This window comes from Streptomyces corynorhini, from assembly GCF_003346515.1.
Lineage (GTDB): Bacteria > Actinomycetota > Actinomycetes > Streptomycetales > Streptomycetaceae > Streptomyces > Streptomyces corynorhini.
On the sequence record NZ_QQNA01000005.1, the window covers coordinates 47098 to 62159 of the forward strand.

The window sequence follows — 15062 nt, forward strand, 5'->3', positions numbered from 1 at the left end:
GGCCCCTCGTGCCCGAGACAGACACGCCAGGCAAGCGGGAGCCCGAACCGCCCGAAGACGACGCGACGGCGGTGTCCGGCACCGGGCGCACGGCCGAACGGCCTTTGCGCTCCCCCGCCTTCCGGTGGTTCTTCCTCGGCCGCTCGATCTCCATGACCGGCAACGCCATGTCGCCCATCGCGCTGGCCTTCGGCGTCCTGGAGGTGACCGACAGTGCCGCCTGGCTGTCCGTGGTCACCAGCGCCGCGATGGTCCCCATGATCGCGACGATGGTCCTCGGCGGTGGTATCGCCGACCGCTACCGCCGTGACACCGTGCTGCGCCTCACCAGTCTGGGCGCCGGGCTCAGCCAGGCCGGCGTGGCGGCGCTGCTGCTCACCCACCGCGACCCCGTACTGCTGCTGCCGCTCTGCGCCCTCAACGGTGTCTTCCAGGGGCTCACGACGCCCGCGCTGCGCGGCATCGTCCCGAATCTGGCGGCGGGGCGCGGTCTTCAGCAGGCCAGCTCCCTGCTGGCTTCCGTACGGAACACGACCCGGATCCTCGGCCCGGCCGCCGCCGGTCTGCTGACGTCCTTTGCCGGAGGCGGCTGGACGATCGCCGCCGACGCCGCGACCTTCCTCGTGGCGGCCGTCTGCTTCGCCCGGATCTCGCTGCCCGCCCTGCCCCCGCGCGCCGAGGACGCGCCGACGATGTTCGGCGAACTGCGGCAGGGCTGGCAGTACTTCAGCTCCAGGCCGTGGATCTGGACGGTCACCCTGGCCTTCGCCCTCTTCAACGCCGCCCACATGGGCATCTGGCAGATCCTCGGCCCGGTGATCGCCCACGACACCATCGGCGCGCGGGGCTGGGGGCTGGTGCTCAGCGCCCGCGGCACCGGGGCGCTGCTGGCCACGGTGGTGATGGTGCGGCTGACGGTGCGGCGGCCCATGGTCCCCGCGCTCTCCTCGATGACCCTGGCGGCCGTCCCGATGATCCTGCTCGGCACCGGCGCCGACACGCTCTGGCTGGCCACCGCGGCGTTCGTGTCGGGGGTGGTCGCCGAGGTCTTCACCGTCGTGTGGGAGACGGTGAACTACACCCACATCCCGGAACGGCTGATCTCCCGGGTCGGTGCGTACGACGAGTGTCTGTCGTTCGCGTCCATCCCCCTGGGCCAGCTGTCCACGCCGCTCCTCGCCGCGGCGTTCGGGACGGCGGCGGTAGCGGTCGCGGGCGGCGGGGTGGCGGCGGTGGCGATGCTGCTGCCGCTGCTCGTGCGGTCGCTGCGGAGGTTGGAGGTCAACCGGGGCAGCGGCTGAGGGGCGCGGCCGCGGGCGGGACCGGTCAGCCCGGACGGGTGGCCGGGTCGTACGGCGACGGCCGGGGAGGCCGCGGCGGGAGGCGGCGGACGAGGGCCGCGGCGGGGCGGCCTTGCTCGCCGCGTGGCAGGCGATCTAGGGTGAATGCGCTTTCAAAGAGTTCCGGTACGTGCGTTGGCATGTACTCCGTACGAACCACACGAAGAAGAAGCGGACGGTCGGTCGGGTGAGCGCCCCCACGGTGTACAACGTCGCCGAGCGGTCGGGCGTCTCCATCGCCACGGTCTCTCGGGTCTACCGCAACCCCGATTCGGTGCGCGTCAAGACCCGTGAACGGGTTCTGGAGGCGGCCCGCGAGCTGGGCTACGTTCCCAGCGGCAGCGCCCGGGGCCTGGCCAGCCGCTCCACCGGTGTACTCGGTCTCTGCTTCCCGGACTACGCCGATCCGGACGCGGAGGCCGACGCGGAGGCGGAGAGCGACGCCGACGACGCCGTGATGCTGTACTCCGACTAGATCATCCGGGGCATGGAGCGGGCGGCGCGGCGGCACGGGTACGCGCTGCTGATCGCCGCCTCGCTGGAAGGCGGGCCGGAGAGCCTGGTGGCGAAGGTCGCGGGGCGGGTCGACGGGTTCGCCGTTCTCGCGCGGACCGTGCCGACGGAGGACCTGGAGGTGATCTCGAACCGGCTGCCCATCGTGATGCTCGCCGGGCCGCGCGAGATCGACCACCTGGATCACATCGTGGTCGCCAACGCCGACGGCGAGCGGGCGCTCGCCCGCCACGTGATCGAGGACCACGGGCTGCGCAGGCTCGCGTTCGTCGCGGGGGGCGTCGAGTCCCCGGACGCCGAGGCCCGGTTCTCCGGGTTCCGGGAGGCGTGCCGGGACGCCGGGCTCCCGGTGCCGGACGCGCCGGACGTGCGGGTCGGCATGATGACGCAGGCGGAGGGGGCGTGGGCGGCGGAGGCCCTGCTCGACCGGGCGGGTGAGCGGCCGGAGGCGATGCTGTTCGCCAACGACCAGATGGCGGTGGGAGCGCTGCGCGCGCTGGAGCGGCGCGGGGTGCGGGTGCCCGAGGACATCGCGGTGACCGGGTTCGACGGCATCCCGTTGGGCCGGATCGTACGGCCCGCGCTGACCACCGTACGGCAGCCGATCCGTCAACTGGGCGAGCAGGCTGTCGAGTTGCTGGTGCGTCGGCTGGGCGACAGCGGCCGGGCACCGGTCTCGCTGATGCTGCCGGTCTCGCTCGTCAGGCGCGCGAGCTGCGGCTGCGGCTGAGCGGAGGGCCGCCGCTCCCCCGGCCGTTTCGGGGCGCCGCCGTACGCTCCGCGAAGAAGCGCCGCCGCGCGGCCCTCAGCGCCTCCTGCTCGGTGTCGAGTCCCGGGTGCTCGAAGTGGCCCGCGCTCATCACGTGAAGCTCGCGCGGCCCGGCCAGGGCGTCGTACACGGCGAACTGTCCCGGCGGCGGCACCACGGGGTCGAACAGCGCGGCGGCGACCAGGGTGGGCAGCTCCAGCCGGGTGGCGGCGGTGGCGGCGTCGAAGTACCGCAGCACCTCGGTGACCTCGGGGTGTACCCGGTGGTGGGCGCGCAACGGCTCTCCGCTGCCGACACACGGCAGGGTGAGCCGCAAGGGGTGGTTGCCGAAGGTCGGCACCGTCAGCTGGGCGGCCCCGAACCGCTCGTCCCAGGGCAGCGCCAGCGCGCCGAGCCCGCCGCCGAAGCTCTCCCCGAGATAGCCGAGCGGCGCCCCGCCGGCCGTCGGCGCCAGCTCCGGTACCAGCTCGTGCAGGGCCGAGGCCGCGCACCACAGGTCCGCCACGCAGTCACCGATGACATACGTGTCGCGGGAGGCGATGCCGTGCAGGACGTGCTCGTCGGCCGTGTCGGGGATGCCCGGCACGCGCCCGCGGGCGCCCATGCCCCGTACGCACGGCAGGATCGCGGCGGCGCCGGGCAGCGGCAACGGTACGTCGGGGCCCGGCGCGTGGCGGCCGCCGTAGCCGTGGCCGACCACGAACCCGTACGCCGCCGGGCCCCCGGCCGGGAGCGCGAGCCAGCCGCCGAGCCGCACCCCGCCCACCGAGGTGAAGGTCACTGCGTGGATCCGTACGCCGTCCCGCTCGTCCTCCACCGGTCCCAGCTCCGGGTCCGTGGCGACCTCGCGGGCCTCCGCGTGGCGGGCACGCCAGAAGGCGGCGAAATCGTCCGGGGCCGCGGGCGCGGGGGCGGGCGAGGACTCGTCCGGAGTCCAGCCGTGGGCGGGGTCGAACGGGAAGTCATGCGCGAACGCGGCCATGACCGCCACACTATCGGCCGCCTCGGGGACCGCCGGACCGGCCGCACCAACCTCACCGCCCACACCAACCTCACCGCCCACACCGGCCGCTCCGCCCTCACCGGCCGACCGGGTCCGGTCGAGTCCAGGCGAGCCCCGGCGAGTTCCCGGCGAGTTCGGCGGCTCCGGCCGAGCCCGGTCGAGCCCGGTCAAAGCCGGTCGAGTCCGGTCGAGCCGGGGAGCGGAATCGGTCACACCGCGCACACGGCGACAAAATATGCGTATACCGTTCAAATGGCCGTCCCGATCCTCGCCACCCTGGCGATGAGCTTCACCGATTTCGGGCTGCGCAACGTCACACGCCCGTTCGACGCGAACTTCATCGGCTTCGAGAACTACGTCAAGCTCTTCAACGACGACAAGTTCCTCACGTCGCTCTTCAACACGGCGTACTTCGTGGTCGTCGGTGTGCCACTGACGGTCTTCCTGGGACTGGTCGTGGCCGTCCTGCTGAACAACGGCATCGACCGGGCCCGCACCTTCTTCCGCGTCGGCTTCTACGCCCCGGTGGTCACCACCATCGTGGCGGTCGCCGTGGTGTGGCGCTTCGTACTCGATCCGAGCGACGGCCTGGTGGCCGCCCTCTTCTCCGAAGTGGGGCTCACCGCACCGGACTTCCTCGGTTCCGAGACCCTCGCCATGCCCTCGATGATCGCGATGGCGGTCTGGCGCAATCTGGGCACGGTCATGGTGCTCTTCATCGCCGGACTCCAGGCGATCCCCACCGAGGTACGGGAGGCGGCGCGGCTGGACGGCGCCGGGCTCTGGCAGGAGTTCCGCCGGATCACCGTTCCGCTGCTGCGGCCGACGCTGCTCTACGCGGCGGTCATCACCACCATCGGCTACCTCAACGTGTTCGAGGAACCGTTCGTGATGACGCAGGGCGGGCCTTCGGACTCGACACTCACCGTGTCGCTGAACATGTACCGCGAGGGCTTCAACTTCTTCCACATGGGCTACGCGAGCGCCATGGCGTATGTCCTCTTCGTAGTGATCATGGGCATCACGGTGCTGCAGCTCCGACTGCTGAAGGACAACACGAAATGAGCGCCACCAGTACCCCGGGCGCCGTGGCGACGGCGCCGTCCCAGCGGCCCGGGACCCCGGAGCCGGACCGGCCCGCCGGTCGCCGTACCCGGCCCTCGAAGAAGCGGATCCTGGTCTACGCGCTGCTCGCGCTCGGCCTGCTGATCATGTCGGCGCCGTTCCTGTGGATGGTCCTGTCCGCCTTCAAGACGCCCGGCGAGCTGACCGCGAGCCCGCCCGTGTGGATCCCGACCGAGTGGACCCTGGACAACTTCCGGGACCTGCTCGACAAGCTCGATCTGCCGCTCTACTTCATGAACTCGGTGATCGTGGCGGTCCTCGTGACCATGTCCAACCTGGTGTTCTGCTCCATGCTCGGATACGCCCTGGCCAAGCTGAACTTCGTGGGGCGCAACAAGATCTTCGTGCTGGTGCTGGGCGCGCTCATGGTGCCCGGCAACCTGATGCTGCTCCCGCTCTTCGTGCTGATGAGCAGGATGCGGCTGATCGACTCGTACGCGGGGCTGGTGCTGCCGTTCGCCGCGGGAGCCTTCGGGGTCTTCCTGATGCGTCAGTTCATGCAGTCGATCCCGGACGAGCTGCTGGAAGCGGCCCGGATGGACGGCGCCGGTGAGTGGTACATCTTCTGGCGGATCGTGATGCCCCTGGTGAAGCCCGCCCTGGCGACGCTCTCGATCTTCACGCTCCTGGGGTCCTGGAACAACTTCGTCTGGCCGCTCATCGCGACCAACGACCCCGACAAGTACACACTGCCGGTCGCTCTGGCCACCTTCGCCACCGACCCCAACAAGGCGGGCGGATCGAACGGCATGCTGATGGCCGGATCCTTCCTGATCGTGCTGCCGGTCCTGGTGGTGTTCATCGCCCTCCAGCGGCACTTCACGCAGGGCATCGCCACGGCGGGCATGAAGTAGCCCCCCTCCCCCACCCCGTACGACCCACCGGAAAGACATTTCGCGATGACGCACACCCACGTCCCCTTCCCCGACGGCTTCCTGTGGGGCGCCTCCACGGCCGCCCACCAGATCGAGGGCAACAACACCAACAGCGACTGGTGGGTGAAGGAACACACCGCGGGCACCCACATCCAGGAGCCCAGTCTCGACGCCTGCGACAGCTACCACCGCTGGCGCGAGGACATGGACGTGCTGGCCGGCCTCGGCTTCACCGACTACCGCTTCTCCATCGAGTGGGCGCGCATCGAGCCCGCCGAGGGCCGCTTCTCGCGCGCCGGGCTGGCCCACTACCGCCGGATGGTCGAGGGCGCCGTCGAGCGCGGCCTGCGTCCGATGGTCACCCTGCACCACTTCACCGTGCCGCAGTGGTTCGAGGAGCGCGGCGGTTTCACCGCCGAAGGCGCGACCGAACTGTTCGCCCGGTACGTCGCGGCCTGCGCCCCGGTGATCTCCGAGGGCGTCGGCCACGTCTGCACCATCAACGAACCCAACATGATCGCCGTCATGGCGGGCCAGGCCAGGCGCGGCGACGTCGGCTTCCCGCCGGCCGGGCTGCCGACCCCTGACGAGGAGACCACCCACGCCGTGATCGCCGCCCACCACGCGGCCGTCAAGGAGGTCAGGGCGATCAACCCCGCCATCCGGGTCGGCTGGACCATCGCCAACCAGGTCTACCAGGCGCTCCCCGGCGCCGAGGACGTCACCGCGGCCTACCGGCACCCCCGCGAGGACGTCTTCATCGAGGCCGCCCGCGACGACGACTGGATCGGCGTGCAGTCCTACACGCGGACCAGGATCGGCGCCGACGGCCCGGTCCCCACCGCCGACGACGCCGAGCGCACCCTCACCCAGTGGGAGTACTACCCGTCGGCCGTCGGCCACGCCCTGCGTCACACCGCCGAGGTCGTCGGCCCGGACGTACCTCTGATCGTCACCGAGAACGGCATCGCCACCGACGACGACGGCCGCCGCGTCGACTACTACACCGGCGCGCTGAACGAGGTCGCCGCCGCGCTCCAGGACGGCCTGCGTATCGACGGCTATCTCGCCTGGAGCGCGCTGGACAACTACGAGTGGGGTTCCTACAAGCCGACGTTCGGGCTGATCGGCTGGGACCCGGAGACCTTCGAGCGGCTGCCGAAGCCGTCCGCCACCTGGCTGGGCGCGATGGGCCGCACCCGTACGCTCCCCCGTACCGCCGGCTGACACCCGGCCCACGACCGGGAGCGGCGGGACGCTCCCGTACGTACCGGATCCGGCGGCACCTGACCGTCGCCGGTTCCGGTACGGCTCCGCGGGGAGGACTGGCTGCCGTACACCCGCACGCGGGCAGATCGGAACAACGGGCGGCATGGTGGCAACGGGCGGGGCACGGTGGCCGCGACGGCATCCACACACGGGCCGCGGCAAGAACGCTCCTACCGGTGGACGACGGGGCGGGCGAGGACGGTACGGCGGTCCTCGGCATCGTGTCCGGCTGACCACACGGACGCGGCACGGCGCTGCTCGGCACAGCACTGCGGCTCGGCTCGGCGGGATTGCCCGGACAGTAAGCGCTCTCTAAGGTCGTGGGCATGGCTTCGGACAGCTCCGTCGAGGACGCGTATTTCGACTACTGCCCCTGGGACTTCACCCGGCGGGCCTCCGCCGCGCAGCGCGCCGCGCAGACCGCGCGCCAGAAGCGTCTGGCCGACGCGGGGGCGAGCGTCGGGCCCCGGTGCTATGTCTCGTCGGCTGCCGGTGTGTTCACCGATGTCCTGCGGCTGGGCGCGGATTCCTACATCGCGGGGCACGCCTACGTCACCGGGGAGGTCAGGACCGGGAGCGACTGCACGGTCAATCCGTACGCGACCGTGCGGGGCAGGGTGACGCTCGGGAACGGCGTCCGCATCGGCGCGCACGCCTCGCTGCTCGGTTTCAACCACGGCTTCGCGCCGGACCGGCCCGTGCACCGGCAGCCGCTCACGAGCGAGGGCATCGTCCTCGGGGACGATGTGTGGATCGGTTCGAACGTGGTCGTCCTGGACGGTGTGACGATCGGCGACCACTGTGTGGTGGGGGCGGGGGCCGTGGTCACCAAGGACCTGGCGCCGTGGACGATCGCCGCCGGGAACCCGGCCCGCCCCCTGCGCGATCGCCGCGGGCGCGGCGGGGCGCGGGCCGGTACGCGGGCCGGTACGCCGGAGGGTGACCCGAGCGGCGCCGTGGCCGCGTTCGCCGACCGGGCCCGGGAGCAGGCCGCCGATGTGCTGGCCCGCTGCTGGAGCGAGGACACCGGACGCTACAGCGACCGTCCGGGCGTTCCCGCGACCGTGCGCGCGCACTGCGACGCGGTCGAGATCGCCGCGCTGCTGCTCGACGCGCCCCCGGGGCGAATGTCCGCCGCCGAGCATGCCGGGCGGCTGCGCGCGCTGCAGGATCCGGCGAGCGGGCTGGTGCCAGAACTCTCCCCCGGCGGCGGCCCGGGAGAGCTGCCGCCACCCGCCCACGACGGCTGGATCGAGGACGGCGGAGCCGAGTACCACGTGTTGTCGGTGGGGTACGCGCTGGAACTGCTGGGCTCGCGCTTCGCCCACCCGGTGCGTGTCGTACAGCAGTTGACGAGTCGTCAGTTGTTGTCCCGGCTGGCGGCGCTGCCGTGGCGGGAGCGGGCGTGGTCGGCGGGCGCGTGGGTGGACTGCTGGGCCACCGGCGCGTATCGCAACCGGGAGCTGGGGGCCGAGGCCGGTGAGCCCGGTGCGCTGGAAGCGCTGTTCGGCTGGCTGGGTACGCGGGTGGATCCGTGGACGGGGATGTGGGGCGCGGCGGCCTCTCCGGCGGCGGGCAGGCTCCAGCTGGTGAACGGTTACTACCGGCTGACCCGTGGTTCGTTCGCCCAGTTCGGGGTCCAGGTGCCCTACCCGGAGCGGGTGGTGGACACCGTACTGGCCCATGCCGCCGATCCCCGGTGGTTCGCGGAGGGCCGACAGAACGCGTGCAACGTGCTGGACGTGGCGCATCCGTTGTGGCTCGCGGGACGTCGGACCGGGCATCGGGCGGACGAGGTGCGGGAGTGGGCGGCGCGGCAGTTGGCCGGGGCGCTGGGGCGCTGGCGGGACGGGGCGGGCTTCGGTTTCGGTCCCGCGGGCGAGGGCGGGTCGGGTCCCGGCCGGGACCCGGGGCTGCAGGGCACCGAGATGTGGCTGGCCATCGTCTGGCTGCTGGCCGATCTGGTGGGTGTCGCCGACGAGTTGGGGTACCGGCCGCGCGGTGTGCACCGCCCCGAGCCGGCGGGCCCGCCCGGGTCCGCCGTGCCGGTGTTCAGCCGGCCTTGGTGAGGTTCTTCTCGAAGGCGGCCAGGTAGTTGGCCAGGTGGTGGTGCTTGATCGCGACGGTCTCCGGGGCGAACAGGTCGGCGCTCAGCCCCTTCACCCGGTCCCTGACCCCGGCCAGCAGCGGCATCGTGTCGTGGAGTCCGCCGTCGGCGTCGAAGTAGCGCGTGGCGTCGACATGGGTGAAGACCGGCTCGGGCGGGAGCCGCGGCACGATGTCGTTGTTGTTGACGAAGCGGTGGCAGCGGTTCTTGAAAGCCGTGTTGTGCGCACCGGCGAGGAGCCGTTCGCAGGTGCGGGGCTGGCCGAAGGTGTAGACGCCGTCGGGCAGCACCTTCGGCTCCTCGAAGTACATCCTGGCCCCGGCCAGCATCGCGAGGGCCCCGCCGAGGCTGTGGCCCGTGAACCAGATGCTCTGCCCCTCGGTGCGCAGCTCCTGGACGGCGTCCCGGATCAGCGGATAGACGGACTGCAGGGCGCGGTGGAAGCCGTAGTGGACGAAGCCCTTGTTCGCCGGTCCCGGAACGGGCGGCGTGTTGACGTCGGTGAGCCAGTCGTAGATCTTCAGCACCTCGGTGCCCCGGAAGCCGGTGACGATCATGCGGTCACTGGCCATGGTGTACGCCTGGGTGTCCTCGATCGGGAACGGCATCCGGTGCGTCGACTCGAAGTGCCGTACCTCGTCGAAGCCCCAGGCTTCGGCCTGCGCCTCGATGCCCGCCGGATCCAGCGCGGCCAGCCCGGCCGCCCGCGCCATCCAGTAGGCGTGCGGGAGGGAGTAACGGGTCGTCGAGTGGTCCAGAGCGGGGATGGTCATCGGTTTCCTCGTGGCTAGCCGCGATGGTTCGCCCGGAAACCTAGCCCCGTAACCGAGGGGAACGGAACGGCTGACGCGCGCGATCACCCGTACGGAGGCACGACACCGGCGGCTCCCTACCGCTGCCCGGCCCCCGGCGCGGTCCCCGGTCCCCGCGCACCCGCCCGGCGCGTGCGGTCGGGGACAGCGCGCGATCCTCGGCGCCGAACTGACGCGTCTGACGCGGCCGTCCGCGGGATGGCGTCGCGCAATCCCCCTGGGCGCGGGCCACGCGCCGCCGACGGAATATCCGGCCCTGGTGACCGAACGCATCCTCATCGGCGGCCCGCCGTAGGCTGCCTCCCATGGAGAGACCGACCGAGCGGCCGTACGTCGAGGACCGCGGTGCGGGACAGACCCTCGACCGCGTGACGACCCGCACCGTGCCCTACCCCGCCGGGGACGAGACCAAGTTTCTCGACATTTACGCCTCCGGCCGCGGCGGCCCGTGCGTACTGCTGTGGCACGGCGTGGGTCCCGACGAGCGTGACGTACTGGCCCCGCTGGCACGGGAGATCGCCGCGCGGGGCCCCACCGTCGTTGTGCCCGACTGGCGTTCGGACCGGCCCGACGACGGGCGCGCCCATCTCACCGGCGCCCTGAGGTACGTTCTCGACCGGCCGGACGTCCTCACCGGCGGTCCCGGGCCGCTGATCGTCGCGGGCTGGTCGGCGGGCGCGGGCGCGGCCCTGGGGGTGGCGCTGCACCCGGAGCTGTTTCCCGGCCCGCGGCCCGCCGCCGTGGTCGGTATCGCGGGTGGTTACGGGCGCCCGTCGCACACCACGGGCACGGTGCCGCTGCGGATGCTCGACCGGGGGGTGCCGCCGGTGCCGGTGCGGCTGGTGCACGGCACCCGGGACACGGTCGTCCCCCACGCCTCGTCGCGGGAGCTGCGGGACGCGCTGTGCGCACGCGGCTGGGACTGTGAACTCGCCGAGCCGGACACCGATCACGCCGGGGTGCTCGGGTGCGTGTACGACCCGGCCGGTGACCGTTGCCTGCCGTCGGCCGACCCCGCGGTACGGAGCGTCGGCCGGGCGACGGCGCGCGTCGTGGCGGAGGTGGCGCGGGCGGTGGCATGACCGGCCCGTGCCCGTGGGGCGCGTCTTCGAGGCAGCGCCGCCTACGAGTGCCGCGGGCCCAGAATGTTGGTGAGCCGCAGCGGCGTGGGCGGGGGCAGCGGGGCGTCCTCGGTGGCGGGCCCGGCGCGGAAGGAGTGCAGCAGGTACGCCACCAGACGGCGGGACGCGGCCAGCGCCTCCTCGGTGGAGTCGGCGGTGATGCCGCTGTTCGCCATGAGGATCAGCGCGAGGTCCTCGTGCGCGAAGTCGGCCCGCAGCCGACCGGCGTCCTTGGCGCGCCGGGTCAGCAGGGCGAAACCCCGCTCGGCGCACTCACGCTCCCGGTCGAAGGCGGGAGTGCCGGGCACGGCGGAGAGGAACGCCGTGGTGAAGCCCTTGTCGGTGGCGTGCGTGGCGCACACCTGCTCGATGACCGTACAGAAACCGCGCCACGGATCGGGGTCGGCGAGCGCCTCCTGGATCCCCGCGACGCACACGCCGACCTCCTCCGTGAACGCTTCGGCGATCAACGTCTCCTTGGTGGGAAAGCGGCGGTAGAGCGTGGCGACCCCGACACCGGCACGCCGGGCGATGGCGGCCATCGGGACGTCGAGTCCCCGGGCCGCGAAGGACTCGCGGGCTGCCTCGACGATGCGGGTGCGGTTGTGCAGCGCGTCGGCGCGCAGTGCGGGTGACGCCTCGGGGGCCGCAGCCGGGGCCGGGTCGTCCGGTCGCACGGTGCGGAGCCGCTCGGTGTGCATGCGCGGAGTCTAACGTAAGTGGACGATGCCATCCGGTTAGCCTGTCGACGCCATGCGCGTGCGGCGGTGGGCGGTACGGCCGTGCGCGTTCGGCGGTGCGCGGTACGACGGTGGGCGGTACGGCGTCAGTCCCCGACCGGGGCCGCGGCGTACCGCGCGAGCGCGGCGTTGATCCGCGCCAGGTCGAAGGCGGCCGGGTCGAACTGGTCGGCGGTTTCGAGGCCGAGCCACCGCAGCCGGTCCTCGTGTTCCTCGTGGCTGGGGTCGGCGAGTACGTCGAGCAGATACGCGTATCCCCAGGTGCCGCCGGAGTCCTCCGGTGGACAGGCGCGGCGGCCGGTGAGGCAGCGGGGGTAGACGGTGCCGGGTTCCGCGCGGGTGACCGCCTCGACGAGCAGGCTGTGCTCCCAGCCGTCGCCGAAGTCGTAGACGTAGTCGAGCCGGTCGTCGGGGCGCGGCGCGATCTGGTCCAGGCGTTTCGCGGTGGGGCTGAGGATCGCCGGATCACGGTGCGAGGCGCGGTAGTGGAGGCGGCTCTTCGGGGTTCTGAAGGCCCACATGTGTGCGTCCTCCCAGCCGAAGGCCGTCTGCACGATGTGGTGCAGACGCTGGAGCGTGACGGTCGAGTCCATCTCCACGCGGCGCCAGACCGGGGGCCGTGAGTCGCGCAGCGTGGCCTTGATCCGGTGGACGGTGTTCCCCGGTGCCGTCCGGGAGCGGGGCCTCGCGCGCCTGGTGTTCGCCATGGCGGTCATCCTGCCAGCGGCCGGTGCGCCGTATATGACGGCGCGGGACGGGTACGGCACGTACGGGGCGGGCGGGGCCGGGTACGCGCCGGTTGCCGGTCGCGGTCGGCGCGTCCGGCGGCGCGGGGCTCGGATCTCCGTTCGGCGGGGCACCCAGGAACGCGGAGCGGTACGGACCCGTCGCCGGGACCCGGCAACCTTTCCCGCGGCGTCGGCGACAAGGAGGCGTAGGCCCCGAACAAGCGCCCCACCGCCCCGAAGGGACACCCGCGAATGCCCACCATCTCCGGCCGCCGCCGCGCCGCCGCCCTGTTCGCCTCCGCCGCCGCCGTCGTCGCGCTCGGCGCGATACCGCCGCAGTCGGCGGCGGCCGCCGAGACCACCCCCATCGGCTACGCCGCCGGAACCACCGGCGGCGGCAGCGCGAGCCCCGTCACCGTCAGCACGCTCTCCGCCTTCACCTCGGCCGTCGCGGGCACGGGCGCGAAGGTCGTCCGGGTCTCCGGCGTGATCAGCCTCAGCGGCCAGGTCGACATCGGCTCCAACACCACCGTCCTGGGCGTCGGTTCGTCCTCCGGCCTGACCGGCGGCGGGCTGCGCGTCAAGGACTCCACCAACGTCATCGTCCGCAATCTCAACCTCAGCAAGGCGGTCGCCCCCGCGGACAGCATCACCGTCCAGAAGTCGACCCGGGTGTGGGTCGACCACAACGCCTTCTCCTCGGACCGCGACCACGGCAAGGACTACTACGACGGTCTGCTCGACATCACGCACGCGTCGGACTACGTCACCGTGTCCTGGAACACCTTCAAGGACCACTACAAGGGCTCGCTCGTGGGGCACAGCGACAGCAACACCAGCGAGGACACCGGGCATCTGCGGGTGACCTACCACCACAACCTGTTCAGCAACGTCAACTCGCGTATCCCCAGCCTGCGTTTCGGCACCGGCCACTTCTACGACAACTACGTGACCGGCGCGGACACCGCCGTGCACTCCCGGATGAACGCGCAGATGCTGGTGGAGAACAACGTCTTCCGCGACACCAAGGTCGCGGTGACCACCAGCCGTGACAGCAGCACCGACGGCTACGCCGTGCTGCGCGGCAACGACCTGGGCGGCGCGGCCACCGAGATCTCCCGGACGGGTACGTTCACCAGCCCGCCGTACAGCTACACGGCCGAGTCCGCGTCGAGCGTCGTCGCCTCGGTGACGGCGGGCGCCGGGACCGGCAAGATCTGAGGTCCGCTCCACGGAGCGCGCCGCCCCCTGCCGGGACCGGCGGGGGGCGGCGGTGCGCGTCACACGTGGCGCCGGGGGTTTCAGGTCCGGTTCAGGTAGGCCAGGGCGGGGTGTGCGTCCGTGTAGCCGTCGACGAGCCGGCGGGCGATGTTCACCGAGTCCACGAGCGGGTGCAGGGCGAACGCCTTCACGGCGGTGGCGCGCGAGCCGCTCCCGGCGGCGGCGAGGATCTCGCGTTCGACGGCCTTGACCGAGCAGACCAGCCCGGTGGCGTGGCCGGGCAGCGGCGCCACGGACAGCGGGTGGGCGCCGTTCGCGTCCACCAGGCAGGGCACCTCGATGACGGCCTCCTCGTCCAGGACCCGCAGGGTGGTGCGGTTGCGGACGTTGAGGATGAGCGTGGTGCGCTCGTCGCGCGCGATGGCGCGCATCAGCGCGAGGGCGACCTGTTCGTAGCCGCCGGACTCCAGATCGGTCTCGTCGCGCTCGCCGAGACCGGCGGATGCGCGGTTCTCCGTCATGTAGGTCGCTTCGCGTTCGGCGCGGGTGCGGTCCCAGGTGCGCAGCGCGGGGGCGCCGGGGCGGGTCATCTCCGCGTAGAAGCGGTCCTGTTGGTCGCGGAGGAAGGCGCCGCGGGTCTGCTTCGCCTCCTGGTAGGCGTGGACGGTCTCGCGGTTGAAGTAGTAGTAGTGCAGGTATTCGTTGGGGATGGCGCCGAGGGAACGGAGCCACGCGGGCCCGAAGAGGCGTCCCTCCTCGAAGGAGCCGAGCGCGTCGGGGTCGGCGAGCAGGCGCGGGAGTTCGTCGCGGCCCGCGACGCGCAGCCCGCGCAGCCAGCCGAGGTGGTTGAGGCCCACGTAGTCGATGCCCGCCTCGTCGGGTTCGGCGCCCAGGACGCGTGCCACGCGCCGGCCGAGTCCCACCGGGGAGTCGCAGATGCCGATGACCCGGTCGCCGAGGTGGCGGGACATGGCCTCGGTGACCAGACCGGCCGGGTTGGTGAAGTTGATGACCCAGGCGTCGGGTGCGAGGCGGGCGATCCGCCGTGCGATGTCGACGGCGACGGGGACCGTGCGCAGTCCGTACGCGATGCCTCCCGCGCCGACCGTCTCCTGACCCAGGACGCCCAGGTCCAGGGCGACGCGCTCGTCGGCGGCGCGGCCCGCGAGGCCGCCGACGCGGATGGCGGAGAAGACGAAGTCGGCGCCGCACAGGGCCTCGTCGAGGTCGGTGGTGACGGTGACGGAGGGCGCGTCGGGGGCGTCCCCTGCCTGATCGGCCAGGACCCGGGCGACGGCCGTGAGCCGGGCCGGGTCCAGGTCGTGCAGGGTGACGTGGGTGATCCGGCCCTCGGCGTGGTCGCCGAGCAGCGCCCCGTACACCAGCGGGACCCGGAAGCCGCCGCCGCCGAGAATGGTGAGCCTCATACCGTGGACCTC

At 72.3% G+C, this 15062-nt stretch carries 11 protein-coding genes and 2 pseudogenes; 8 read left to right on the forward strand and 5 right to left on the reverse strand.

The window, feature by feature from the left end; genetic code table 11:
• Positions 1-8: 8 nt before the first annotated feature.
• Entirely contained in the window at positions 9-1301 is a 1293-nt protein-coding gene (locus DVH02_RS01120) for an MFS transporter (RefSeq protein WP_158575820.1), read from the forward strand.
• Between the two features lie 226 nt (positions 1302-1527).
• Positions 1528-2583 (forward strand): annotated as a pseudogene (locus DVH02_RS01125) (LacI family DNA-binding transcriptional regulator).
• Here the strand turns inward: DVH02_RS01125 and DVH02_RS01130 are convergent.
• The gene (locus tag DVH02_RS01130; protein ID WP_114621758.1) at positions 2555-3604 is read right to left on the reverse strand and encodes an acetylxylan esterase; all 1050 of its coding nucleotides are present in this window, start codon (positions 3602-3604) and stop codon (positions 2555-2557) included. The pseudogene DVH02_RS01125 and the gene DVH02_RS01130 overlap by 29 nt on opposite strands.
• A gap of 267 nt (positions 3605-3871) precedes the next feature.
• On the opposite strand from DVH02_RS01130, the pseudogene DVH02_RS01135 reads away from it, so the two are divergent.
• The 4 genes and pseudogenes from DVH02_RS01135 to DVH02_RS01150 form a co-directional block, all read left to right on the forward strand.
• Positions 3872-4690 (forward strand): annotated as a pseudogene (locus tag DVH02_RS01135) (carbohydrate ABC transporter permease); the annotation flags it as partial.
• Positions 4687-5604, forward strand: a complete 918-nt coding sequence (locus DVH02_RS01140; RefSeq protein WP_114621759.1) for a carbohydrate ABC transporter permease — start codon at positions 4687-4689, stop codon at positions 5602-5604. The pseudogene DVH02_RS01135 and the gene DVH02_RS01140, both read left to right, overlap by 4 nt.
• Before the next feature lie 45 nt (positions 5605-5649).
• On the forward strand, positions 5650-6852 hold the full coding sequence (locus tag DVH02_RS01145) for a glycoside hydrolase family 1 protein (protein ID WP_114621760.1): 1203 nt from the start codon (positions 5650-5652) through the stop codon (positions 6850-6852).
• Positions 6853-7220: 368 nt separating this feature from the next.
• Positions 7221-8963 carry an acyltransferase gene (locus DVH02_RS01150; protein ID WP_114621761.1) on the forward strand — a complete coding sequence of 581 codons (1743 nt, stop codon included), beginning with the start codon at positions 7221-7223 and terminating at the stop codon, positions 8961-8963.
• Here DVH02_RS01150 and DVH02_RS01155 read toward each other — a convergent pair.
• Positions 8947-9774, reverse strand: coding sequence for a lipase family protein (locus tag DVH02_RS01155; RefSeq protein ID WP_114621762.1), 828 nt, complete (start codon positions 9772-9774; stop codon positions 8947-8949). The genes DVH02_RS01150 and DVH02_RS01155 overlap by 17 nt on opposite strands.
• A 344-nt stretch (positions 9775-10118) precedes the next feature.
• On the opposite strand from DVH02_RS01155, the gene DVH02_RS01160 reads away from it, so the two are divergent.
• Positions 10119-10895 carry an alpha/beta hydrolase gene (locus tag DVH02_RS01160; protein ID WP_114621763.1) on the forward strand — a complete coding sequence of 259 codons (777 nt, stop codon included), beginning with the start codon at positions 10119-10121 and terminating at the stop codon, positions 10893-10895.
• 41 nt (positions 10896-10936) lie between these two features.
• On the opposite strand, the gene DVH02_RS01165 is transcribed toward DVH02_RS01160, so the two are convergent.
• Together DVH02_RS01165 and DVH02_RS01170 are read right to left on the reverse strand one after the other, a co-directional pair.
• Positions 10937-11635: a TetR/AcrR family transcriptional regulator gene (locus DVH02_RS01165; protein ID WP_114621764.1), complete on the reverse strand. Its 699-nt coding sequence runs from the start codon at positions 11633-11635 to the stop codon at positions 10937-10939.
• 125 nt (positions 11636-11760) lie between these two features.
• On the reverse strand, positions 11761-12381 hold the full coding sequence (locus tag DVH02_RS01170; RefSeq protein WP_158575821.1) for a plasmid pRiA4b ORF-3 family protein: 621 nt from the start codon (positions 12379-12381) through the stop codon (positions 11761-11763).
• A gap of 273 nt (positions 12382-12654) precedes the next feature.
• Between DVH02_RS01170 and DVH02_RS01175 the strand changes: the two genes are divergently transcribed.
• Complete coding sequence (locus DVH02_RS01175; RefSeq protein WP_114621766.1) at positions 12655-13623, forward strand: pectate lyase family protein; 969 nt, start codon at positions 12655-12657, stop codon at positions 13621-13623.
• Positions 13624-13703: 80 nt separating this feature from the next.
• On the opposite strand, the gene DVH02_RS01180 is transcribed toward DVH02_RS01175, so the two are convergent.
• Positions 13704-15050 (reverse strand): 6-phospho-beta-glucosidase, encoded by a 1347-nt coding sequence (locus DVH02_RS01180; protein WP_114621767.1) that lies wholly within the window; start codon positions 15048-15050, stop codon positions 13704-13706.
• Positions 15051-15062 lie beyond the last annotated feature (12 nt).